The sequence below is a fragment of the Escherichia sp. E13S3 genome, assembly GCF_004212325.1.
Classification (GTDB): Bacteria; Pseudomonadota; Gammaproteobacteria; order Enterobacterales; family Enterobacteriaceae; genus Escherichia.
Genome location: NZ_RHJR01000012.1, coordinates 90054 through 114702 on the forward strand (window position 1 = coordinate 90054; position 24649 = coordinate 114702).

At 52.7% G+C, this 24649-nt stretch carries 21 protein-coding genes; 10 read left to right on the forward strand and 11 right to left on the reverse strand.

The genetic code is table 11. The annotated features are described in order from the left end of the window. Nucleotides 1-50 precede the first annotated feature (50 nt). On the reverse strand, nucleotides 51-719 hold the full coding sequence (gene pspA / locus D9597_RS12560; RefSeq protein ID WP_000511019.1) for a phage shock protein PspA: 669 nt from the start codon (nucleotides 717-719) through the stop codon (nucleotides 51-53). A 166-nt stretch (nucleotides 720-885) separates the two neighbouring features. Between pspA and pspF the strand changes: the two genes are divergently transcribed. Then, a complete protein-coding gene (pspF, locus tag D9597_RS12565) occupies nucleotides 886-1863 on the forward strand; it encodes a phage shock protein operon transcriptional activator (RefSeq protein WP_023154543.1) in 978 nt (325 codons plus the stop codon). A gap of 130 nt (nucleotides 1864-1993) precedes the next feature. Here pspF and puuE read toward each other — a convergent pair whose 3' ends face one another. The 5 genes from puuE to puuD all read right to left on the reverse strand — a co-directional run bounded on the left by puuE (nucleotide 1994) and on the right by puuD (nucleotide 7563). Beyond that, on the reverse strand, nucleotides 1994-3259 hold the full coding sequence (puuE, locus tag D9597_RS12570) for a 4-aminobutyrate transaminase (protein WP_130222744.1): 1266 nt from the start codon (nucleotides 3257-3259) through the stop codon (nucleotides 1994-1996). A gap of 37 nt (nucleotides 3260-3296) precedes the next feature. After that, nucleotides 3297-4577, reverse strand: a complete 1281-nt coding sequence (puuB, locus tag D9597_RS12575; protein ID WP_130216082.1) for a gamma-glutamylputrescine oxidase — start codon at nucleotides 4575-4577, stop codon at nucleotides 3297-3299. Nucleotide 4578: 1 nt separating this feature from the next. Continuing rightward, nucleotides 4579-6066: an aldehyde dehydrogenase PuuC gene (gene puuC, locus D9597_RS12580; protein ID WP_130222746.1), complete on the reverse strand. Its 1488-nt coding sequence runs from the start codon at nucleotides 6064-6066 to the stop codon at nucleotides 4579-4581. 149 nt (nucleotides 6067-6215) lie between these two features. Then, the gene (puuR, locus tag D9597_RS12585) at nucleotides 6216-6773 is read right to left on the reverse strand and encodes an HTH-type transcriptional regulator PuuR (RefSeq protein WP_001278727.1); all 558 of its coding nucleotides are present in this window, start codon (nucleotides 6771-6773) and stop codon (nucleotides 6216-6218) included. 25 nt (nucleotides 6774-6798) lie between these two features. After that, complete coding sequence (gene puuD, locus D9597_RS12590; RefSeq protein WP_064527272.1) at nucleotides 6799-7563, reverse strand: gamma-glutamyl-gamma-aminobutyrate hydrolase; 765 nt, start codon at nucleotides 7561-7563, stop codon at nucleotides 6799-6801. Between the two features lie 211 nt (nucleotides 7564-7774). Here puuD and puuA point away from each other — a divergent pair, with 211 nt between their 5' ends. The 9 genes from puuA to sapF all read left to right on the forward strand — a co-directional run bounded on the left by puuA (nucleotide 7775) and on the right by sapF (nucleotide 16856). Continuing rightward, on the forward strand, nucleotides 7775-9193 hold the full coding sequence (gene puuA, locus D9597_RS12595) for a glutamate-putrescine ligase (RefSeq protein WP_130222748.1): 1419 nt from the start codon (nucleotides 7775-7777) through the stop codon (nucleotides 9191-9193). Between the two features lie 148 nt (nucleotides 9194-9341). Further along, nucleotides 9342-9506, forward strand: coding sequence for a hypothetical protein (locus tag D9597_RS12600; protein ID WP_130216151.1), 165 nt, complete (start codon nucleotides 9342-9344; stop codon nucleotides 9504-9506). Beyond that, nucleotides 9496-10881, forward strand: coding sequence for a putrescine/proton symporter PuuP (gene puuP, locus D9597_RS12605; protein ID WP_000996861.1), 1386 nt, complete (start codon nucleotides 9496-9498; stop codon nucleotides 10879-10881). The genes D9597_RS12600 and puuP overlap by 11 nt, the downstream gene beginning before the upstream one ends. Before the next feature lie 134 nt (nucleotides 10882-11015). Next, nucleotides 11016-11261 carry a YmjA family protein gene (locus D9597_RS12610; RefSeq protein WP_130222750.1) on the forward strand — a complete coding sequence of 82 codons (246 nt, stop codon included), beginning with the start codon at nucleotides 11016-11018 and terminating at the stop codon, nucleotides 11259-11261. A 312-nt stretch (nucleotides 11262-11573) separates the two neighbouring features. Beyond that, the gene (sapA, locus tag D9597_RS12615; protein ID WP_130208811.1) at nucleotides 11574-13217 is read left to right on the forward strand and encodes an ABC transporter substrate-binding protein SapA; all 1644 of its coding nucleotides are present in this window, start codon (nucleotides 11574-11576) and stop codon (nucleotides 13215-13217) included. Next, nucleotides 13214-14179 carry a putrescine export ABC transporter permease SapB gene (gene sapB / locus D9597_RS12620; RefSeq protein ID WP_064527260.1) on the forward strand — a complete coding sequence of 322 codons (966 nt, stop codon included), beginning with the start codon at nucleotides 13214-13216 and terminating at the stop codon, nucleotides 14177-14179. The genes sapA and sapB overlap by 4 nt, the downstream gene beginning before the upstream one ends. Then, nucleotides 14166-15056, forward strand: coding sequence for a peptide ABC transporter permease SapC (gene sapC, locus D9597_RS12625; RefSeq protein WP_130208813.1), 891 nt, complete (start codon nucleotides 14166-14168; stop codon nucleotides 15054-15056). The genes sapB and sapC overlap by 14 nt, the downstream gene beginning before the upstream one ends. Further along, nucleotides 15056-16048, forward strand: coding sequence for a peptide ABC transporter ATP-binding protein SapD (sapD, locus tag D9597_RS12630; protein WP_039020816.1), 993 nt, complete (start codon nucleotides 15056-15058; stop codon nucleotides 16046-16048). The genes sapC and sapD overlap by 1 nt, the downstream gene beginning before the upstream one ends. A gap of 1 nt (nucleotide 16049) precedes the next feature. Beyond that, nucleotides 16050-16856 carry a peptide ABC transporter ATP-binding protein SapF gene (sapF, locus tag D9597_RS12635; protein WP_130222752.1) on the forward strand — a complete coding sequence of 269 codons (807 nt, stop codon included), beginning with the start codon at nucleotides 16050-16052 and terminating at the stop codon, nucleotides 16854-16856. Between the two features lie 52 nt (nucleotides 16857-16908). Here the strand turns inward: sapF and D9597_RS12640 are convergent, their stop codons facing one another. The 5 genes from D9597_RS12640 to D9597_RS12660 form a co-directional block, all read right to left on the reverse strand. Then, complete coding sequence (locus tag D9597_RS12640) at nucleotides 16909-18072, reverse strand: multidrug effflux MFS transporter (RefSeq protein WP_130222754.1); 1164 nt, start codon at nucleotides 18070-18072, stop codon at nucleotides 16909-16911. A gap of 8 nt (nucleotides 18073-18080) precedes the next feature. Continuing rightward, nucleotides 18081-19454, reverse strand: coding sequence for a TolC family protein (locus tag D9597_RS12645; RefSeq protein WP_130222755.1), 1374 nt, complete (start codon nucleotides 19452-19454; stop codon nucleotides 18081-18083). A gap of 3 nt (nucleotides 19455-19457) precedes the next feature. Further along, nucleotides 19458-22565 (reverse strand): efflux RND transporter permease subunit, encoded by a 3108-nt coding sequence (locus D9597_RS12650; RefSeq protein WP_165383546.1) that lies wholly within the window; start codon nucleotides 22563-22565, stop codon nucleotides 19458-19460. Further along, entirely contained in the window at nucleotides 22565-23686 is a 1122-nt protein-coding gene (locus tag D9597_RS12655; protein ID WP_130222757.1) for an efflux RND transporter periplasmic adaptor subunit, read from the reverse strand. Before D9597_RS12655 ends, D9597_RS12650 begins: the two co-directional genes overlap by 1 nt. A 150-nt stretch (nucleotides 23687-23836) precedes the next feature. Continuing rightward, complete coding sequence (locus D9597_RS12660) at nucleotides 23837-24400, reverse strand: TetR/AcrR family transcriptional regulator (protein WP_130208821.1); 564 nt, start codon at nucleotides 24398-24400, stop codon at nucleotides 23837-23839. Between the last annotated feature and the right edge of the window lie 249 nt (nucleotides 24401-24649).

A 24649-nucleotide genomic window follows, 5' to 3' on the forward strand; every position in this document is an offset into this window, starting at 1 on the left:
TACTCCTTAAGGGATGAGCGGCGGCGTGTTCGGACGCCGCCTGGATGTTATTATTGATTGTCTTGCTTCATTTTGGCTTTTAATTGTGCCAGTTGCTCGCTGATTGCATCATCAGCTTTCAGCTCGGCAAACTGATCGTCCAGCGATTTTTGTTTACCGAAGCTGTGGCTTTCTGCTTCTGCTTCCATCTGGTCGATACGGCGCTCGAAAGATTCGAAACGGGCCATCGCTTCATCCAGTTTGCCACTGTCCAGCTGACGACGCACATCGCGCGACGAGTTTGCGGCCTGATGACGCAACATCAATGCCTGCTGGCGAGCACGAGTTTCGCTCAATTTGTTTTCCAGCTCGCCAATCTCTTTCTTCATACGCACCAGCGTATCGTCCACCAGCGTCACTTCATGTTCCAGGCTCTTAATCAGATCGGTCAGTTTCTGTTTTTCAATTAACGCCGCACGCGCCAGGTCTTCTCTATCTTTCAGCAGCGCCAGTTCGGCTTTTTCCTGCCACTCAACTTCACGCGCCGACGCTTGTTCAATACGGCGAGTCAGCTGTTTCTTTTCCGCCAGCGCACGCGCCGAAGTAGAACGCACTTCAACCAGCGTGTCTTCCATTTCCTGGATCATCAGACGCACCAGTTTCTGCGGATCTTCCGCTTTCTCTAACAGAGCGTTGATGTTGGCATTCACGATGTCGGCAAAGCGAGAAAAAATACCCATAATGTTGTCCTCTTGATTTCTTCGTTCAGGATTGTCCTGCTGAACTGTTAATACAATTTGCGTGCCAATTTTTTATCTTTTTGATTTATAAAGATCTGATTGAAGATTCAACAGCAACATGCCAGGATGAATTAGCGAATTACACTAACAAGTGGCGAATTTCATCATGGCAGAATACAAAGATAATTTACTCGGTGAGGCGAACAGCTTTCTCGAAGTGCTGGAACAGGTTTCGCATCTCGCACCGCTGGACAAACCGGTGCTCATCATCGGCGAGCGCGGCACCGGTAAAGAGCTGATCGCCAGCCGTCTGCATTATCTCTCCTCCCGTTGGCAAGGGCCGTTTATTTCCCTTAACTGCGCGGCGTTAAATGAAAATCTGCTGGATTCCGAACTGTTTGGTCACGAAGCGGGTGCGTTTACCGGTGCGCAAAAACGACATCCGGGGCGATTTGAACGTGCCGACGGCGGTACGCTATTTCTTGATGAACTCGCTACAGCACCGATGATGGTGCAGGAAAAATTATTGCGCGTGATTGAGTACGGTGAACTGGAGCGCGTTGGCGGCAGCCAGCCATTGCAGGTGAATGTGCGGTTGGTATGCGCGACGAATGCCGATCTCCCGGCGATGGTCAATGAAGGTACTTTTCGCGCTGATCTGCTCGACCGGCTGGCTTTCGATGTAGTGCAACTGCCACCACTGCGCGAGCGCGAAAGCGACATTATGTTGATGGCAGAGCACTTTGCCATCCAGATGTGTCGGGAAATCAAGCTGCCTCTGTTCCCGGGTTTTACCGAGCACGCCAGAGAAACATTGCTGAATTATCGCTGGCCGGGAAATATTCGTGAATTGAAAAACGTGGTGGAACGTTCGGTGTATCGCCACGGCACCAGCGATTATCCGCTTGATGACATCATTATTGATCCCTTTAAACGGCGTCCACCTGAAGAAGCCATTGCCGTTTCAGAAACCACTTCGCTTCCGACGCTGCCGCTGGATTTACGTGAGTTTCAGATGCAGCAGGAAAAAGAGTTGCTGCAACTCAGTTTGCAACAGGGGAAATATAACCAGAAACGCGCGGCTGAATTGCTGGGGTTAACCTATCATCAGTTCCGCGCGTTGTTGAAAAAGCACCAGATTTAGCGGAGTTGGGCAATACAACTTGCCGGATACAGCGTGAACGCCTTATTCGGCCTACATAATCAATACGTCGTTTGTAGGCCTGATAAGCGCAGCGCATCAGGCCTTATTGTGTTGACCCTGCTTATGCGTATTAATCTCTCAGCGCATCCTGCAAAATTTTCATTGCCGCATCGAATTGCGCATCCGGGATGGTCAGCGGATACAGGAAACGAATCACGTTGCCATACGCGCCGCAGGTCAGCAGTAGCAGCCCCTGCGCCAGCGCGCGTTGCTGGATTTTCTGTGCAATTGCCGCGGACGGCTCGCCCGTTTGCGGATCGTTAAACTCTGCTGCAATCATCGACCCCAGACCACGTACTGCCGCGATCGCCGGAACGTTTTCTTTGGCCTCAATCAGCGTGTTTGTCAGGCGCTGGCCCAGTTGATTCGCGCGTTCGCAAAGTGATTCTTTGTCGATAATGTTGAGCACCGCGTGCGCGGCAGCCACCGCCAGCGGGTTCCCGGCGTAGGTGCCGCCAAGCCCGCCCGGCGCGGGCGCGTCCATAATATTCGCGTTACCGACCACGCCCGAAAGCGGCATGCCGCCCGCGAGGCTTTTCGCCATCGTCATTAAGTCTGGCTTATCGGCGTAATGATCCATCGCAAACAGCTTACCTGTACGCGCAAAACCGCTTTGTACTTCATCGGCAATCATCACAATGCCGTGCTCGTCGCACAGGCAGCGAATCGCAGAAACCAACTCTTTTGGCGCCACGTTGAATCCGCCCTCGCCCTGCACCGGTTCGAAAATAATCGCCGCCACCTGCTTCGCTTCAATGTCCGATTTAAACAAGCGTTCGATGGCATCAAGGGAATCTTGCGTCGAAATGCCATGCAGTTCTGACGGATACGGCACGTGATACACCGAACCGGGGAACGGGCCGAAGCCGATTTTGTACGGCGCGACTTTTCCGGTCAGCGCCATGGTCATATACGTGCGACCGTGGAAGCCGCCGCTAAACGCAATCACGCCAGGGCGTCCGGTATGGGCGCGGGCGATTTTCACCGCATTTTCCACCGCTTCCGCGCCGGTGGTGAAGAACGCGGTTTTAGCCTGCCCGCTCACCGGGGCAAGGGCGTTGATTTTCTCCGCCAGGGTGACGTAGCTTTCATACGGCACAATCTGATACGCGGTGTGGGTAAACTGTTGCAGTTGCTGCTCCACCGCTGCGACCAGTTCAGGGTGGCGATGCCCCGTGTTCAGCACCGCAATGCCTGCGGCGAAATCGATGTACTCGTTGCCCTCAACATCCTTAAGCGTGGCGTTTTCTGCCGACTGGGCGAAGAAGTTACACATCACGCCAACCCCGCGCGGGGTGGCAGAAAGACGACGCTGATGGAATTCATTGTTGCTCATGTTTCACACCTTTTGACTCTTCACGGTTAATCGGAAATTAAACGCCCAGACGATCGCGCAGGCTGTAATAAGCCGCGCCCATCGCGGTAAACGGCACGCGAAGCGTACGCCCGCCGGGGAACGGATAATGCGGCAGATTGGCGAAGGCGTCGAAACGCTCAGCGTCACCGCGCAGCAGTTCGGCAATCAAGCGCCCTGCAAGATGGGTACAGGTCACGCCGTGGCCGCTGTAGCCCTGCATGTAATAGATGTTGGTATCAAGGCGACCAAACTGCGGCATCCGTGACAGGGTCAGCAGGAAGTTGCCCGTCCAACGATAGTCGATTTTGACGCCCTTCAGCTGCGGGAAGGTTTTCAGCAGTTTCGGCACCACAAGACGCTCAACGTCATCCGGGTCGCGCGCGCCGTAGACCACGCCGCCGCCGTACAGCAGGCGGTTGTCGGCGGTAAGACGGTAGTAATCAAGCAGATAATTACAGTCTTCAACGCAGTAGTTTTTCGGGATCAGCGAACGGGCTAACTCATCGGAAAGCCGTTCGGTAGTGATCACTTGAGTGCCGCACGGCATACTGCGTTTCGCCAGTTCCGGCTCCACTTTATCACCCAGGTAAGCATTCCCGGCGACAATCACATACTTCGCCGTCACCTGGCCTTTGGCAGTGCGCACCACGGCGGGCGTAGTGTGCTGGATCTGCGTGACCGCAGAAAGCTCATACACACGCCCGCCGTTGAGACGAATGGCATCGGCTTCACCAATAGCGAGGTTCAGGGGGTGAATATGCCCGCCGCTGTGATCCAGCAGCGCGCCGGTATAGCGATCGCTGGCGACTTCACGACGAATGGCGTTGGCATCCAGCAGCTCCAGCTGTTTATTGCCGTAGCGTTCCCAGTTCTCTTTCTGCTCTTCCAGAGTCGCGAGCTGTTTATCATTCATCGCCACAAACAGGCCGCCGGGGCGGTAGTCGCAGTCAATCTGATAACGTTTGATGCGCTCGCGAATGATCTCGCCGCCTTCAAACATCATGCTGCCGAGCATACGGGCAGTGTCCATGCCATAGCTTTTTTCGATAACGTCGATGTCGCGGCTGTAGGAGTTTACAAGCTGCCCGCCGTTGCGTCCGCTGGCGCCGAAGCCGATGCGTGAGGCTTCGAGAACCACCACGTCAAAGCCCGCTTCTGCCAGATGCAGCGCGGAGGAAAGCCCGGTATAGCCGCCGCCAACCACGCAAACATCACAGGTGATTGACTCATTCAGCGTGTCGAAAGGCGCATATTTATTCGCACTGGCGGCGTAATAACTACTGGTATGTTCGGTCATTTCAGGCCTCCAGGCTTATCCAGATGGTTTTCAGTTCGGTGAATTTTTCAAGGGCATGCAGGGATTTGTCGCGACCGTTGCCGCTCTGCTTATAGCCGCCAAACGGCACGGTCATATCGCCGTCGTTGTAGTTATTGACGAAGACGGAACCGGCTTTCAGGCGGCGGCTCATGCGGTGCGCGCGGGAGAGGTCGCGCGTCCACACCGCCGCGCCGAGCCCGTACTGGCTATCGTTGGCAAGCTGTAGCGCCTGGTCTTCTGATGTGAAACGCGTGACCACCAGCACCGGGCCGAAAATCTCTTCGCGACTTAAGGACGCATTCGGGTCCACATCCACAAAGATGGTCGGGCCGATGGCCGCAGCCAGTTCGGCATTACGACCATCCAGCAGCAGTTGCCCTTTGCCTTCGCCTTCCCGAATAAAGCTATGCACCGAGTCGGCGTGAGCGCAGTCGATTAAGGTGCCCATGGTGGTCGCAGGATCAAGCGGATGCCCCGGCTGCCAGTTTTGCGCCTGCTGTTTTAACAGGGCTAAGAATTCATCGGCGATGCTCTCTTCCAGCAACAAACGCGTTCCGGCGATGCACACCTGGCCCTGGTTGTAGAAGATACCTGCGGCTGTCGCGCTCGCCGCTTTTTGCAAATCCGGGCAGTCGGCGAAAACGATGTTGGCGCTTTTGCCGCCCGCTTCCAGCCAGACGCGTTTCATGTTGCTGTCGCCCGCATCTTTCAGCAGCTGTTTCCCGGTACGGGTCGATCCGGTAAAGGCGATAACATCGATATCGTTATGACGCGACAGCGCCTGCCCCGCTTCATGACCAAACCCCGTCACCACGTTCAGCACGCCATCCGGCAAGCCTGCTTCTTTCGCCAGCCCGGCGAGACGAATCGCGCTAAGCGGTGATTTTTCAGACGGTTTCAGGACAACGCTGTTCCCCGCCGCCAGCGCCGGGCCGAGTTTCCAGCAAGTCAGCAACAGCGGAAAGTTCCACGGGACGATGGCAGCAATCACGCCGACCGGTTCACGCACGATCATCGCCAGCTCATTGCTACTGGTGGTCGCCACTTCGCCATACACTTTGTCGATCGCTTCGGCGTACCAGCGAATGGCGCGCGCCGCGCCGGGAATATCATCACGCAGGCTGTGGCGAATCGGTTTGCCGGTGTCGAGAGTTTCCAGCAGCGCCAGCTCTTCGGCGTTGGCTTCCATTAAATCGGCGAGTTTATTCAGCACTGCTTTACGTTTTGCCGGGGCGGCCTGCGACCAGTCACCGCGTTCAAATACGCTGCGCGCCGCACTCACCGCACGGTCAATATCGGCACTCTTGCCGCGCGCAATATTCGCCAGCGGTGCCTGAGTGACGGGGTCAAACGTTTCAAAGGTTTCATTTTCCGCCGCAGCGGAATATTCACCGTTAATAAATAAGCGGGTTTCAATGGCGAGACTTAACGCTTTATCCTGCCAGTAAGCCAGATGATGAAAATTCATTATGACTCCTGTTTCACGTCTATCAGATATATGCAGTTTGTGAACGTCAGGGCGCAGAGATCCCCGGGCCGCATGCCCGTTTATTTCTGGCGACATTCTTTATGGATTGCCGGGCGCATTGCGCTTACCCGGCTTACAGAACAAAAAGATTAAAACGTGGTGGGCGTATGGGCGCTGATAATTCGGCAAATGCCTGCCGACGTATTACTGAAACTGTGCGGGATGCCGGTATTAATGGCATAACTTTGCCCCGCGACGAGGTGGTAATCCTGACCATTAATGGTCAGAACAATTTCACCTTCCAGTACAGTGCCTATTTCCTCACCCTGATGCTTGATTCTTTCCCCAGTGGTTGTGCCCGGCTGGTACGTTTCAAAGATCATCGCCAGCGTGCGATTCGGGTTACCGTTATGCACCAGCTTCATCGACACACCCTGACTGCCCATTTCAATTAAGTCGTCCTGATTAATGACGACCTGCGGTTCATCAGGTTTTTCCGGCTCGGAAAAGAATTCCGAGAGTGACAGACCATACACCTTCAGCAGCTTTTGCAGCGTACTGATGGCAGGACTGACTTTATCTTGTTCTATCGTACTGATAGCACTGTGAGTCAGCCCGGAGAGTTCGGCGGCACGACGTTGTGAAAGCCCCTGCTGCTGGCGGATTTCTGACAAGCGTTTTCCTGGCGCCAGTCCCTCATCACTCATATTTGCATTTCCTTAACTGTAGTGGTCAGAGTCGCTGTTTTTCAGCGATATGGTTCTGACAAGCGGTGATAAAGCCCTCGAACAATATACGCGAAAGCGCGTACTCGCTACTGTTCCATTCCGGGTGCCACTGTACGCCCAGCGCGAAAGGATGATTGATGACGCTCACCGCCTCAACCAGGCCATCCGGCGAGCGAGCTTCAACACGCAACTGCGGGCTAACGACCTTCGCCCCTTGTCCATGCAGAGAGTTTACCCAAAAGTTGCTACATTCAGGTAACAATGCAGACAGTAATCCCCCCTCTTCAACCTGAACTTCGTGCGACGGCGCATATTGCTGCTCCACCGGCAGTTCGGGATCTTCACGATGTTCCAGCAATTCAGGCTGTTCGCACAGTTTGCGATGCAACGAACCACCTGTTGCTACCACCAGTTCCTGTAACCCCCGGCAGATGGCGAAAATGGGGATGCGCCTTTCGAGTGCGGCATTAATTAACGCCATGCTCAGAAGATCACGCCCGGGATCGGCGTCAGGCTCATCGCCGTTTTCACCATATAGGTGCGGCTGCACATTGCTGGGGCTACCTGGAAGATAAATGCCATCGAGTTTAGGCAGCAGTTCTTCAAGTAATGACGGTTCCGCCAGCGCATGTGGCAGCGCAATCGGCAAACCGCCCGCGTGGATGATGGCATTCAGGTACTTTTCTTGCAGAGTCTGGGTCGTATGACCCTTAAGCCTGTTCCTGCACATTACGACACCGATAACCGGATTGTTCATTATATTTTCCATGCTCAATCTCACAAAGTGGACTAAATTATCGCCATTACTGCGGTTTTAATGACCTTTATGTTCAATATTTTTTCAATCTAGCAGTGGGTTTTCATTTTTGCAAACTCAATTTAACATTTGACAAACATTTAGTTTGCATACAGATTCGAATAGTGGTCATTATATTTTACGCTTTGCTAACGAGCGGAAAACAAACCAAAGGCGAAGAATCATGGAAACCAATATCGTTGAAGTAGAGAACTTTGTTCAGCAGTCAGAAGAGAGGCGGGGTAGCGCCTTTACGCAGGAAGTGAAACGCTACCTGGAGCGCTACCCGAATACACAATATGTTGATGTTTTACTTACTGATTTGAATGGTTGCTTCCGTGGGAAACGCATTCCTGTTTCAAGTCTGCAGAAGCTGGAGAAAGGGTGTTACTTCCCGGCCTCGGTGTTTGCAATGGATATTCTGGGCAATGTAGTAGAAGAAGCGGGCCTGGGTCAGGAAATGGGTGAACCAGATCGTACTTGTGTGCCAATACTCGGTACCTTAACCCCTTCTGCCGCCGATCCAGAGTTTATCGGTCAGATACTCCTGACCATGGTCGATGAAGATGGCGCTCCCTTTGACGTTGAGCCGCGGAACGTACTTAACCGCCTGTGGCAGCAGCTACGCCAGCGCGGATTGTTCCCGGTTGTAGCGGTAGAGCTGGAGTTCTATTTACTGGATCGTCAGCGCGACGCTGAAGGGTATCTGCAACCGCCCTGCGCGCCCGGCACCGATGACCGCAATACACAAAGCCAGGTTTACTCGGTTGATAACCTCAACCACTTCGCCGATGTGCTCAATGATATTGATGAACTGGCGCAGTTACAGCTGATTCCGGCAGATGGTGCGGTCGCCGAAGCCTCGCCGGGCCAGTTTGAAATCAACCTTTACCATACCGATAACGTGCTGGAAGCCTGCGATGATGCGCTGGCACTAAAACGCCTGGTGCGCCTGATGGCAGAAAAGCATAAGATGCACGCCACTTTTATGGCGAAGCCGTATGAAGAGCACGCGGGCAGCGGGATGCATATCCATATCAGTATGCAAAATAATCGTGGCGAGAACGTGCTTTCTGACGCAGAAGGCGAAGATTCGCCGCTGCTGAAAAAGATGCTCGCCGGGATGATCGACCTGATGCCGTCATCAATTGCGTTGCTGGCGCCGAACGTGAATTCCTATCGCCGCTTCCAGCCAGGCATGTATGTGCCAACGCAGGCGTCGTGGGGCCATAACAACCGCACCGTCGCCCTGCGTATTCCGTGCGGCGATCGTCATAATCACCGCGTGGAGTATCGCGTGGCGGGTGCCGATGCCAACCCGTACCTGGTGATGGCGGCGATTTTTGCCGGTATTTTGCATGGCCTTGATAACGAACTGCCGTTGCAGGAAGAAGTAGAAGGCAACGGGCTGGAGCAGGAAGGCTTACCCTTCCCGATTCGCCAGAGCGATGCCCTGTGGGAGTTTATCGAGAACGATCATTTGCGCCGCTATTTAGGCGAGCGTTTTTGCCATGTGTATCACGCCTGTAAAAATGATGAGTTGTTGCAGTTTGAGCGCCTCATCACAGAAACAGAAATTGAGTGGATGTTGAAAAACGCATAGTACCCCTTGCGGGGTTGTTTCATCGGCCTGAGCGGAGCCAGGCCTGACATTTGCTGGTAATCCAGACATTTCCCGGATGTCGCGTTATGGAGCGCAGGCGGCAACGGGCTTCCGTTAACGATTAAGACTGTGACGAGGAAATGAGATGATGCCGATGATTAAATCCCCGCATGGCGAGGGAGGCTGCGTGTGCGCCCTCCCTGCGACTGACTGGACTCCGCCCCCTTTGCTTCCCTTGCTAAAAAGGTTTGATTTCAGGTCGACACGACCTCAAACCTTATTACGCAGGGGAGGCAGCAATTATGGCTATTAATTCACCACTGAATATTGCTGCGCAACCTGGCAAAACCCGTCTGCGAAAATCACTGAAGTTGTGGCAGGTGGTGATGATGGGTCTGGCCTATCTCACGCCAATGACCGTGTTCGATACGTTTGGCATCGTTTCCGGTATTAGCGACGGTCACGTTCCGGCATCTTATTTGCTGGCGCTGGCGGGCGTGCTGTTTACCGCTATCAGCTACGGCAAACTGGTTCGCCAGTTCCCGGAGGCAGGTTCGGCCTATACCTACGCGCAAAAGTCGATTAACCCGCACGTCGGTTTTATGGTCGGCTGGTCATCGCTGCTGGATTACCTCTTTTTGCCGATGATCAACGTCTTGTTGGCGAAAATCTATCTCTCCGCCCTCTTCCCGGAAGTGCCGCCGTGGGTGTGGGTGGTAACCTTCGTCGCCATCTTAACTGCCGCGAACCTGAAGAGCGTCAATCTGGTTGCTAACTTCAATACCCTGTTTGTACTGGTGCAAATCTCCATCATGGTGGTGTTTATCTTCCTGGTGGTTCAGGGACTGCATAAAGGAGAAGGCGTTGGTACCGTCTGGTCACTTCAGCCGTTTATCAGCGAGAACGCGCACCTGATCCCGATTATTACCGGGGCGACGATTGTCTGTTTCTCGTTCCTCGGTTTCGATGCGGTGACCACACTTTCGGAAGAGACGCCAGACGCCGCACGCGTGATCCCGAAAGCCATCTTCCTGACGGCGGTCTACGGTGGCGTTATCTTTATCGCGGCGTCGTTCTTTATGCAGCTGTTCTTCCCCGATATCAGCCGCTTTAAAGACCCGGACGCCGCACTGCCGGAAATTGCGCTGTACGTCGGCGGCAAGCTGTTCCAGTCGATTTTCCTCTGCACTACGTTTGTGAACACGTTAGCGTCTGGCCTGGCATCACACGCCAGCGTGTCGCGTCTGTTGTATGTGATGGGGCGTGACAATGTGTTTCCGGAGCGCGTGTTTGGCTATGTGCATCCGAAATGGCGGACTCCGGCACTGAACGTCATCATGGTCGGAATTGTCGCGATGTCGGCGCTGTTCTTCGATTTAGTTACCGCCACAGCGTTAATTAACTTCGGCGCGTTGGTAGCGTTTACCTTCGTTAACCTGTCGGTGTTCAACCACTTCTGGCGGCGTAAAGGAATGAATAAAAGCTGGAAGGAACACTTCCACTATTTATTAATGCCGCTGGTTGGCGCGCTGACGGTGGGCGTGCTGTGGATTAACCTCGAAGCCACCTCGCTGACGCTGGGTCTGGTATGGGCTTCGTTAGGCGGCGCATATTTGTGGTATCTGATCCGCCGCTATCGCAAAGTGCCGCTGTACGAAGGTGACAGAACGCCGGTGAGCGAAACGTAATATCCAGGATGCACGGCGCATTATCCTGCCTGAGGGTAATGCGCCGCGCCATTAACTATAAAAAGATGTATGACCCGGATCACGAGTGCTATCATCCGCCCTTATGCTTAGCGCATTAACTCCAGGGGCAAACAATGAACCACTTTATCCCATTAAAATATTTTGATATTGCCGATGAATACGCGACTGAATGCGCAGAACCTGTCGCAGACGCAGAACGCTCACCGCTGGCCCACTACTTCCAGTTACTACTCACCCGTTTGATGAATAATGAAGAGATCAGCGAAGAAGCCCAGCATGACATGGCCGCTGAAGCGGGGATTAATCCCGCGCGCATTGATGAAATCGCAGAGTTTTTGAATCAATGGGGTAATGAATAATTATTTAATTGCAGACGCTCGGTCAGTATCGTTGCCCGGATAAAGCGTTCACGCCGCATCCGGCTAAAAATGACATGCACTGCAGCCTGCTTTAATGGGTTTCTCACGATCGTACCGCTCTGCTCTTCGCTAAGTTGTTCTGTGAGTTATAGTTATAGTGAAATCACGGGTACGAATGTTGAACAGATGGCGACGCCACCTGTTCAACGACCAACCACACGGCCCTCATTACGACCCCTGAACACAAACGGTAATGGCAAATGTCATTAAATATTAGTAAGATAGCCTCTTTACATAAAATCCCTTAATATTATGCGCCAGGTATTATCGTCTCTTTTGGTGATTGCTGGACTTGTGAGTGGTCAGGCAATAGCCGCGCCTGAATCCCCCCCGCATGCTGATATCCGCGACAGCGGTTTTGTCTATTGCGTCAGCGGGCAAGTCAACACCTTTAACCCATCCAAAGCGAGCAGTGGGTTAATTGTCGATACCCTTGCCGCCCAGTTTTATGATCGACTGCTGGATGTCGATCCGTATACCTATCGCCTGATGCCGGAACTTGCCGAAAGCTGGGAAGTGCTCGACAACGGCGCGACCTATCGCTTCCACCTGCGTCGCGATGTCCCGTTTCAAAAAACCGCCTGGTTTACTCCCACTCGCAAAATGAATGCCGATGATGTGGTGTTTACCTTCCAACGGATTTTTGACCGCAATAACCCGTGGCATAACGTCAACGGCAGTAACTTCCCCTATTTCGACAGTCTGCAATTTGCCGATAACGTTAAAAGTGTCCGCAAGCTGGATAATCATACCGTTGAGTTCCGTCTCGCCCAGCCGGATGCATCCTTCTTATGGCACCTGGCGACCCACTATGCGTCGGTAATGTCTGCAGAATACGCCCAGAAATTAGAGAAAGAAGATCGCCAGGAACAACTCGACCGTCAACCGGTCGGTACCGGGCCGTATCAATTGTCGGAATACCGCGCCGGGCAATATATTCGCTTACAACGTCATGATGAGTTCTGGCGTGGCAAACCGTTGATGCCGCAGGTGGTGGTGGATTTAGGCTCCGGCGGTACCGGACGATTGTCGAAACTCTTGACCGGTGAATGCGACGTTCTGGCCTGGCCTGCCGCCAGCCAGTTATCCATTTTGCGCGACGACCCGCGTTTGCGTTTAACGCTGCGCCCGGGGATGAACGTCGCCTATCTGGCGTTTAATACCGCCAAACCGCCGCTAAATAATCCCGCTGTCCGCCATGCGCTGGCACTGGCAATCAATAACCAGCGCCTGATGCAATCCATCTATTATGGTACGGCTGAAACTGCGGCCTCTATTTTACCGCGTGCCTCGTGGGCTTATGACAACGAGGCTAAAATTACTGAATACAACCCAGCGAAATCGCGCGAACAACTGAAAGCGTTGGGGCTGGAAAACTTAACGCTGAAACTGTGGGTACCGACACGATCGCAGGCATGGAACCCCAGTCCGCTGAAAACTGCCGAACTGATTCAGGCGGATATGGCGCAGGTTGGCGTGAAAGTGGTGATTGTGCCGGTAGAAGGTCGTTTTCAGGAGGCGCGGTTGATGGATATGAGCCATGATCTGACGTTATCTGGTTGGGCGACGGACAGTAACGACCCGGACAGTTTCTTCCGTCCGTTACTGAGCTGCGCGGCTATTCACTCGCAAACCAACCTTGCCCACTGGTGCGATCCGAAATTCGACAGTGTGTTGCGTAATGCCCTCTCCTCGCAGCAACTGGCGGCGCGTATTGAAGCCTATGATGAAGCGCAAAGCATTCTGGCGCAGGAACTGCCCATTCTGCCGCTGGCCTCATCACTGCGCTTGCAGGCCTACCGTTACGATATTAAAGGTCTGGTACTGAGCCCGTTCGGTAACGCCTCCTTCGCGGGGGTGTATCGCGAGAAGCAAGAAGAGGTGAAAAAACCATGATTATCTTCACCTTACGTCGTATTTTGTTATTAATCGTCACCTTATTCCTGCTGACCTTTGTTGGCTTCAGTTTGAGCTATTTCACGCCACACGCGCCGTTACAAGGCGCGTCACTGTGGAATGCCTGGGTGTTCTGGTTTAATGGCCTGATCCACTGGGATTTTGGTGTTTCCAGCATTAACGGCCAGCCTATTGCCGAACAGTTAAAAGAAGTCTTTCCGGCAACGATGGAGTTGTGCATCCTCGCCTTCGGTTTTGCGCTGATTGTCGGGATCCCGGTGGGCATGATTGCCGGGATTACACGCCATAAGTGGCAGGATAACTTGATCAACGCCATCGCCTTGCTGGGCTTTTCCATCCCGGTGTTCTGGCTGGCGCTTCTGTTGACGCTGTTTTGTTCACTCACGCTAGGTTGGCTGCCCGTTTCAGGGCGTTTCGATCTGCTCTATGAAGTGAAACCAATTACCGGCTTTGCGTTAATTGATGCCTGGCTTTCGGACTCACCGTGGCGGGACGAAATGATCATGAGCGCACTTCGCCATATGGTGCTACCGGTGATTACCCTGTCGGTTGCGCCAACAACTGAAGTGATCCGATTGATGCGTATCAGCACCATCGAAGTCTATGACCAAAACTATGTGAAAGCGGCGGCGACTCGCGGTTTGTCGCGCTTTACTATTTTGCGTCGCCACGTGCTGCATAACGCGTTACCTCCGGTTATTCCTCGCCTGGGCTTGCAGTTTTCCACCATGCTGACGCTGGCGATGATCACCGAAATGGTTTTTAGCTGGCCGGGTTTAGGGCGCTGGTTAATTAACGCCATCCGCCAGCAGGATTACGCAGCCATTTCCGCCGGAGTGATGGTGTGTGGTTCATTGGTCATTATTATTAACGTGATATCTGATATTTTGGGTGCCATGGCTAACCCTCTGAAACATAAGGAATGGTATGCCTTACGATAGCGTATACAGCGAAAAGCGCCCGCCGGGCACGCTGCGTACTGCCTGGCGCAAATTCTATGGAGACGCCGCTGCGATGGTCGGCCTGTACGGCTGCGCGGGGCTGGCGGTGCTGTGTATTTTTGGTAGCTGGTTTGCGCCTTACGGCATCGACCAGCAATTTCTTGGTTATCAATTGTTGCCGCCGTCATGGTCACGCTATGGCGAAGTCTCGTTCTTCCTTGGGACCGACGACCTGGGACGCGACGTTTTAAGCCGTTTATTGAGTGGCGCAGCACCTACCGTGGGGGGCGCATTTGTGGTGACGCTCGCCGCGACGATTTGTGGTCTGGTACTTGGCACCTTCGCCGGTGCAACGCACGGTCTGCGGTCAGCGGTGCTAAACCATATTCTGGATACTTTGCTGGCGATTCCGTCCCTGCTGTTGGCGATTATCGTAGTAGCATTTGCCGGACCGAGTTTATCGCACGCCATGTTTGCCGTCTGGTTGGCACTGCTGCCGCGTATGGTACGTTCGATTTACAGCATGGTTCATGACGAACTGGAAAAAGAGTACGTTATCGCCGCCCGTCTGGATGGCGCAACGACGCTGAATATTCTCTGGTTTGCGGTGATGCCTAACATCACCGCCGGACTGGTCACCGAGATCACTCGCGCATTGTCGATGGCAATTCTCGATATCGCCGCGCTGGGCTTTCTTGACCTCGGCGCGCAACTCCCCTCGCCTGAATGGGGCGCGATGCTTGGTGACGCGCTGGAACTGATTTATGTCGCCCCGTGGACCGTAATGCTGCCAGGTGCGGCAATTATGATTAGCGTGTTGTTGGTTAACCTCCTTGGCGATGGCGTTCGTCGTGCGATTATTGCGGGGGTGGAATAATGCCATTATTGGATATTCGTAACCTGACCATTGAATTTAAAACCGGTGATGAGTGGGTTAAAGCCGTCGACCGCGTGAGTATGACCTTAACCGAAGGCGAGATTCGCGGTCTTGTTGGCGAATCCGGCTCCGGCAAAAGTTTGATTGCGAAAGCGATTTGTGGGGTGAATAAAGATAACTGGCGTGTTACCGCTGACCGAATGCGTTTTGATGATATCGATTTGCTGCGTCTCTCCGCACGCGAACGGCGCAAACTGGTTGGACACAACGTGTCGATGATCTTTCAGGAACCGCAATCGTGTCTTGACCCTTCAGAACGTGTGGGTCGCCAGTTGATGCAGAACATCCCGGCCTGGACCTATAAAGGCCGTTGGTGGCAGCGTTTTGGCTGGCGCAAACGTCGCGCCATTGAGTTGCTACACCGCGTGGGGATTAAAGATCATAAAGATGCGATGCGCAGTTTCCCGTACGAGTTGACCGAAGGTGAATGCCAGAAAGTGATGATTGCCATCGCACTGGCAAATCAACCGCGTCTGCTGATTGCCGACGAACCGACCAACTCGATGGAGCCAACAACGCAGGCGCAAATTTTCCGCTTGTTGACGCGTCTCAACCAAAACAGCAACACCACTATTTTGCTTATCAGCCATGACTTACAAATGCTTAGCCAATGGGCGGATAAAATCAACGTGCTTTATTGTGGCCAGACAGTGGAAACCGCGCCAAGTAAGGAGTTGGTGACAATGCCACATCATCCTTATACCCAGGCACTAATCCGTGCAATACCGGACTTTGGCAGTGCGATGCCGCATAAAAGCCGCCTCAATACCCTGCCGGGCGCAATCCCGCTGCTGGAACAATTACCGATTGGTTGTCGTCTGGGGCCGCGTTGCCCTTATGCACAACGAGAATGCATTGTGACGCCACGTTTGATGGGGGCGAAAAATCATCTCTATGCCTGTCATTTCCCGCTGAACATGGAGAAAGAGTGAGATGATAGAAACTCTGCTCGAAGTGCGTAATTTAAGCAAAACGTTCCGCTACAGGACCGGTTGGTTTCGCCGTCAGACAGTCGAAGCGGTAAAACCATTGAGCTTTACGCTGCGTGAACGCCAGACACTGGCGATTATTGGTGAGAACGGTTCCGGTAAATCGACGCTGGCAAAGATGCTGGCAGGAATGATTGAGCCAACCAGCGGCGAGTTATTGATTGACGATCATCCGCTGCATTTTGGCGATTATTCCTTCCGCAGTCAGCGTATTCGCATGATTTTTCAGGATCCGTCGACTTCATTGAATCCACGTCAACGTATTTCGCAGATCCTTGATTTTCCACTGCGTTTGAACACAGACCTGGAACCAGAACAGCGCCGCAAACAGATTATTGAAACAATGCGTATGGTCGGACTGCTGCCGGATCACGTCAGTTACTATCCGCATATGTTGGCCCCCGGGCAAAAACAGCGTCTTGGTCTGGCGCGCGCGCTGATATTGCGCCCAAAAGTGATTATTGCCGATGAAGCCCTCGCCTCGCTGGATATGTCGATGCGTTCGCAGCTAATTAACCTGATGCTGGAGCTACAAGAGAAACAGGGTATTTCTTATATTTATGTTACCCAGCATATCGGAATGATGAAGCACATCAGCGACCAGGTGCTGGTCATGCATCAGGGAGAAGTTGTCGAACGCGGTAGCACTGCGGATGTGTTGGCATCGCCGCTGCATGAACTCACCAAACGGCTGATCGCCGGTCATTTTGGCGAAGCATTGACGGCGGATGCGTGGCGTAAAGATCGTTAGTATTCGGCACCTCATTCTGACAGGGGAAATCCCCGTCAGAATGAGGTATTCATTACTTTTGATTGTCGATTCTGGTGAGAGCAACCAGCAATGCCAGCGTATAACACACCGTAATTGCCAGGCTCATTTTTAACAGTGTTTCTCCGCCAAGCCCCGACAATGGCGCGGCTATACCGCCGAAGACAAACATGCTCATCCCCATCAACGCAGACGCCGTTCCAGATTCCTGCGTCCCTACTGCACTCATAGCCTCTGCCCCGCCAACAGTGCCGATGCCGCTACAAAATGCGATGGTGAAAAATAATGCCACCAGTGCCGGAATGGGCAATTGTATCCATGCGCATAAGACCGTGAGCAATGCACACAAAATTGCCGCTATCAGGCCACCTCTCAGCAATATAATCGCGTTAACTCGTCGCGCCAGGCGCGAGAAGATCCATGAAGCGATGATAAGTCCGATGCCGTTAAGGCCAAACACCAGGCTAAATTGCATTGGACTAAAGCCAAATTCCTTCTGCAACACGAACGACGAAGAGCCGATGTACGCAAACAAGCCTGCCAGCATAAAACTTTGAATCAGGCAAAGGCGCGTAAAACGGCGGTTCTGCACCACGCTTCGTCCGGTTAATAGCAATGAAGAGCCCCTTTTATTTTCTGGCAATGTCTCATTGATAAATAACAGGCAGCCCAGCAACAGTACGGTGCTAATTTCAGCCATCACCCAGAATAAAGTGCGCCAGTCAAACGTGCTGACAATATAACCGCCCAGCACTGGCGACAACACCGGTGCCAGGCCATTCACCGTCATTAACAGCGCAAAGAACTGGGTCAGCGTTACTCCCTGATATTTGTCACGAGCAATAGAACGAGAGAGCACCGAACCACCTGCCCCCGCGATCCCTTGAATAAAACGCCAGACCACCAGCCAGTAAATATTGTTCGTTGTCGCGCACAAAATGGAAGAAACAATAAATAATAGCAACGACAAGATTAACGGACGTTTACGCCCTATTTTGTCGCTCAGAGGGCCAAATAACAGTTGTCCGACGCCAAGACCGATCAGTGATGCAGTCAGCGTTAATTGCGTTATGGTCGTGGTTGCCGCCAGTTGCTCAGACATCTCCGGCAATGCCGGCAAATAAAGATCGGTACACATCGGGCCGATACCGGCTAAAAGACCAAGAATCAACGCCCATGAAAGAGAGACTCTAGCCATACTATTCCTTACTTGAGTGATGACATGCCGCCGCCCAGCGACTGCCAGATCGTGATCCGGTTCGTAAAATCAGTCAGTTGCAATGCCAGCAGCTCCTGCTGTGCGCTCCACAAGCTGCGCTGTGCCGTCAACACGGTCAGGTAATCACCAACACCCGCCTGATAGCGACGCAAGCCAACATCGACCGTTTGTTGTTCAGCTTTAACATACTGGCGCTGTGCATCCAGTTGCTCTTCAAGCGTGGTCCGCCGCGCCAGTGCGTTAGCGACATCTTTAAATGCGCTCTGAACGGTTTTCTCATAGGTGGCAATGAGCCCGCGCTTTTGTGCTTCTGCGTAACGAAGCTGCGCCAGATTACTACCGCCGGTGAACAGCGGTAATGTGACCGATGGCGCAAATGACCAGACCTGCATTCCGTGGCTGAACAGCGATGACAATGCGTCACTGCCAACACCAGCGCTGGCAGTCAGCGAAATCGTCGGGAAAAAGTTAGCCCGCGCGGCGCCAATATCGGCATTGGCGCTCTTCAGATTATGTTCCGCTTCCTGGATATCCGGGCGACGCAGCAGAACGTCAGATGACACTCCCGCAGGAACCAGGCTTATCATCTGTTCCGGCAGGCTTTCCAGTGTTCCCGGTAGCAGATTTTCCGCAAGCGTTGTACCTGCCAGTAAGTTCAGTGCATTTTTATCCTGCATCACTTGTGTCTGATAGCTGGCAACGCTGGCGCGCGCTTGCTGATAAACACTCATCGCCTCACTGACATCTGTCGCTGCCGCCGTGCCAACCTGTTGCTGGCGCTGGATAATTTTCAATGAGTTTTCTGCACTGGCCATCGTTTCTTTTGCCAGGGCCAGATTGCTGTTATCAGCCGCCAGGGTCAGCCAGGCGGTGCTGATTTCAGCAATCAGCGTTAAACGGGTGTTCTGGGCTGTAAATTCACTGGCAAGCCAGGTTTCCCGCGCCGCCCGAGATAAACTCTGATTACGACCAAACAGATCTAACGTAAAACTGGACACCGTGCCGTCAGCCTCGGCAGTGGTTCCCGTACCATTCGTCAGCGAACGACTGCGGGTCGAACTTAAGGCCGCATTCACCGTCGGGAATAACGACGCATTAGTTTGCCCATAGAGCGCCCGTGCGGAGTCAATATCAGCTATCGCTTTTTGCACATCGCGGTTACTGTTCAGAGCAATGGTCACCACCTGCTGCAATCGGGGATCGTGGATCACCTGCTGCCAGTCATGGCTGATTGCCTTTCCCTGGCCCTGTGCTCCCGGCAAGGTCGCCGGGATTGGGGATTCAGGCGTGCTGTAGTGAGGATCGAGCGAGACACATCCCGCACTCAACAGCACCAGAAAAATAAGAGAACGACGCAACATAACTTACTCCTGACGGCGCGGTTTACCGGCAAACAAACGTTTCACCAGTACAAAAAACAGAGGAACAAAGAAAATAGCCAGCAACGTAGCGGTCAGCGTACCGCCAATAATGCCCGTACCAATGGCGATACGGCTGTTCGCACCTGCGCCGGTCGCCATCGCCAGCGGCATTACCCCCGCAATAAACGCCAGCGAGGTCATGATGATTGGGCGTAAACGAGTCTGCGCCGCGCGTAATGCCGCCCGACTCAGGGAATGGCCCTCAGCAACTGCCGCTTCAGCAAATTCCACAATCAGAATGGCGTTTTTCGACGACAAGCCGATAGTGGTTAATAGCGCCACCTGGAAGTAAACATCGTTGTTTAAATCACGCATCCAGGCCGCCAGCGCCGCGCCAAGAAGCCCCAGTGGGATCACCAGAATGACCGAGAACGGAACTGACCAGCTTTCGTACAGGGCTGCAAGACAGAGGAAAACCACCAGAATAGAGACTGCGTACAGACTTAATGCCTGACCACTGGCCAGTTTCTCCTGCAATGACAAACCACTCCAGGCCCAGGTCGTTCCCGCAGGAAGACTGTTTGCCAGTTCCTCCATTTTTGTCATTGCATCGCCGGAACTAAAGCCAGTCGCGTTTTCGCCCTGAATTTCATAGGCCGCAGAACCGTTGTAGCGCACCAGTTTTTCCGGGCCATAGATCCAACGCGTAGTGGCAAAAGCAGAGAACGGTGTCATGGCGTTATCGCTACCGCGCACAAACCATTTTCCTAAATCTGACGGCGCAGAACGAAATTCACTGTCGCCCTGAATGTAGACTTTCTTCACACGACCACGGTCAATAAAGTCATTCACATAAGTACCGCCCCACGCGCTTGCCAGCGTGTCGGTGACATCACTTAAGCTCAACCCCAGCGATACGGCTTTATTGTTATCGATATCTACCTGCAATTGCGGCATTTGCGGCAGGTCATTGGCACGTACAGAAATCAGCTCAGGGCTTTGATTAGCCTGCTCAATCAACTGATTACGCATTTTAAGCAAGGTTTCGCGGTCAGTCGCACCACTTGCCATTAATTCAAACGTAAAGCCATTGCTATGCCCCAGACCATCAACTGCAGGCGGCGTCATGGCAAATACCGTTGCATCACGAATTGCCCCCAACTCTTTGGTTGCCCGTAAGGCGATAGCCTGGGCGGTATTTTCTGCCCCTTTACGTTGTGACCAGTTTTTCAACGAGACAAACGCCATCCCGGTATTCTGTCCGCTGCCGCTAAAACTGAAACCATCAACGGTAAAGATGACATCGGTATTTGCTTTTTCGTTTACCAGGAACCAGTCAACAATCTTGCGATTCACTTCTGCTGTACGAGCCGCGGTCGCCCCAGCTGGCAGCGTGTACTGCACCATGATTTCGCCCTGGTCTTCAGTGGGTAAGAAACTGCCCGGCAGTTTCCACATCATCAGGGCCATTCCGCCACCCAGCACGACATAAACACCCATCGTTCGGGCAGCACGGCGCAGGACATAAATTACGCCTCGCTGATATTTATCTTCAGTACGGCGGTAAAAGCGGTTAAATGCGCCGAAAAAGCCTTTTTTATGCGGCGGAACATGCTGAAGGACGGAACCGCACAGCGCGGGAGTCAAGGTCAATGCCACCACCACGGAAAGCAGCATTGCGGAGATAATGGTTATCGAAAACTGACGATAAATTACTCCCGTAGATCCCCCAAAGAAGGCCATCGGCAGGAATACGGCTGACAACACCAGCGCAATAGCAACCAGTGCGCCAGAAATCTCGCCCATTGATTTTTCCGTGGCTTCACGCGCGGGCAACCCTTCGTCACGCATAATGCGTTCGACGTTCTCCACCACCACAATGGCATCGTCCACCAACAAGCCGATCGCCAGCACCATTGCAAACAACGTCAGGGTATTAATCGAATAACCAAACAACGCAAGAACGCCGAATGTGCCCAGCAAAACGACGGGGACAGCTAACGCCGGAATCAGTGTGGCACGCAGGTTTTGCAGGAATAAATACATCACGCAAACCACCAGTACGATGGCTTCAAACAGTGTCTGAATTACGTCCTCTACGGAGATTTTAATAAATTCAGTGCTGTCTTTCGGGTATGCGATGTCGTATCCCTGCGGCATGTTCCGCTGAAACTCTGCAATTTTATCCTTGACCAGCGTCGCCGTATTCAGCGCATTCGCACCGGGCGAAAGCATTACAGCAACCCCGGCAGACGGGTGACCGTTAAGTTTGCCGATCGCGGTATAATCTTCACTGCCCATCTCGACGCGAGCCACATCTTTTATGCGAACAACTGCGCCGTCTGACTGGCTTTTCACGATAATATTTTTGAACTGATCCACCGTCTGCAAACGAGACTGCGCACGTACTGTCGCCGTCAGTTGCTGAGTATTCGGCGAGGGCAATGCCCCAATTTTCCCGGCAGTAACCTGCACGTTTTGCGCTTCGATAGCACTTTGCACGTCTGAAGGCATCAGCGAGTAAGACGCCAGTTTGGCCGGGTCAAGCCAAATGCGCATAGCATATTCAGCTCCAAAAACTTGCAGACTCCCCACACCTTCAACGCGCGCCAGCGGGTCCTGAACGTTACTGACCAACCAGTCGGCGATATCCGAACTGGAGGCTTTGTCAGTGGTGTCATACACGGCAGCAATCAGCAAAAAGTTGCTTTGTGATTTTTCCACTGTGACGCCCGTTTGCTGCACTTCACTCGGTAAGCGTGACTCAGCCTGCTGAATTTTATTCTGCACCTGAACCTGTGCAGTGTCGGGATCGGTACCTTGTTCAAAGGTCACATTAATACTGACCGAACCATCAGAGCTGCTGGTTGAGCTGAAATAGAGCAAATTATCCAGCCCGGTGAGTTGCTGTTCGATAACCTGGGTCACACTGTTCTCCAGCGTTTCGGCTGAAGCACCGGTATAAGTGGCTGAAATTTTTATGGTCGGCGGCGCAACGTCAGGATATTGCGCGACGGGTAATGTGCGAATGGCCAGAATACCCGCCAACATAATCAAAATGGCGATAACCCAGGCAAAGACCGGACGACGAACAAAAAAGCGCGAAAACATCAGGCGTTGCCTCCATTAGCCTGAACTTCAACAGCCTTGACCGTCTGCCCTGAAGTGACTTTTGCAGAACCTTCAACAATCAGTCGGTCGCCGTTATGCAGGCCGTTCAGCACCAGCCATTTATCACCATACGTTTCTCCCGTTTCGAGCGTTCGCTGCTCTACTTTATTGTCTTTATTCACCACCAGCGCAGTTGCATTGCCTTTAGCATCGCGCGTGACGCCCTGTTGAGGCGCGAGAATAGCGTCTTCCATCACGCCTTCATCGACACGAGCGCGAACAAACATGCCTGGTAATAACTGTTGTTGTGGATTGGGGAAAATCGCCCGTAATGTCACCGAGCCGGTAGACTCATCCACAGCGACTTCGGTGAGTTCCAGACGCCCTTTTTCGCTGTAGGTTGTGCCATCTTCCAGAATAAGTGAGACGCTCATGGTGTCACTGTTGGTCGCCAGTGACTGTTTACGCAGACGTAATAAATCGACACTGGAGCGAGTGAGGTCGACATACATTGTATCCAGACCACGAATAGTCGTTAACGCCGTATCCTGCGACGCGGTCACCAGTGCGCCAGGGGTCACCGACGAAATGCCAATACGCCCCGAAATCGGCGCGGTTACCGTGGTCCAGTCAAGATTAATGCGCGCGGTTTCCAGTGCGGCTTTTTTCGCTTCAACACTGGCTTTATCTTGTGCGCAGGTAGACTGAGCATCATCAGCATCCTGTTGTGACACACCGTTATCTTTCACCAGTCGGGCATAACGCTGCGCTTTCTGGCAATCGGCTTTTACCAGTGCCTGTGCCTGTTGTAATGCTGCCTGGGCTTCATTCCATGCCGCCCGATAACTGGCCGCATCAATTTGGTACAATGGTTGTCCGGCCTTAACTAAATCGCCTTCAGTAAATAGGCGTTTCTGGATAATTCCCCCAACCTGCGGACGTACTTCAGCACTGAGTGCCGCACTGGTGCGCCCGGTTAATTCACTGACTACCGAAACCGGTTGAGATTTGAGCGTAACAACGCCCACTTCTGTTTCCGACGGGGATGAATTGTTATTTTGCGTATTATCACAACCAGATAAGAGTAGCATTGCCACTACAGACGTTGCTATATACTTCATTATTTTCTCCAGGGTGAACAATACCCTCCCCATTAAAATCAATGAGGATATGCCAGGGATATTCAGATATAACGACCCGCATCGCGAAATGAATTTCGCAATGAAATAAGGGGGATTAATATCCCCCACTATCGGTTAATTCTTTTCTTATTAATTTATCAACATGCTAACAATGTCCTGATATATTTTTTGCAGACGTTGGGGATCGCTTTTTTGCGGTGTTAAGCGACGATAAACCGTACCTTCCATCATGGTGGCAAGCACTTCAACGCAGCAACGAATGTGCTCATCGCTAAGATGGGGATGCATTCTTTTCATATGTGCACAACCGTTAGCGAACATTCTGGCGTCAGCTTCCTCGAGCATCGCCATCACCCGTGGGTTGCGTGTGGCTTCTGCAGCCACTTCCAGCATCAACGCGTCGTCGTCCTCATTTAAGGATTTCCGCAAAGCAAGAACTTCCGGGAAGTGATCGGTACGCGCGTCAATGTCCATCTGGGCAATACGAAAGTCGATGATACGGCGAACCATCTCTTCAATAATGGCGTCTTTATTGGCGAAGTAACGATATATCTGACCCACGCTAAGCTGAGCTTCGCTGGCAATTTGCGACATACTGGCGGCGTGAAAACCGCAGCGACGAAAACACCGACGGGCGGCGTTGATGATTTCATCCTGACGCTGTTTGTGACGTATCTCCAGCTTGCTGGTCATTTCTGTCTCCTGTCCTTCCACTTAGTGAGAACGATCATTCTCATTTTTGCCAATTATACATTTCTCCAAAGTGAGGGAAAGTATTTTTATCTTATTCATGGTGTATATTCTGATAATGAAGAGATTGTGGAGATTCTGTGAAGATAGTTGACAATATTAAATTGGGGCTATTTGTCAGAGATAAGACAGCGACTGATTGGCGCCAGATTATTAATCGCCGATGACACAACAAACGCCGGACCTGATAAA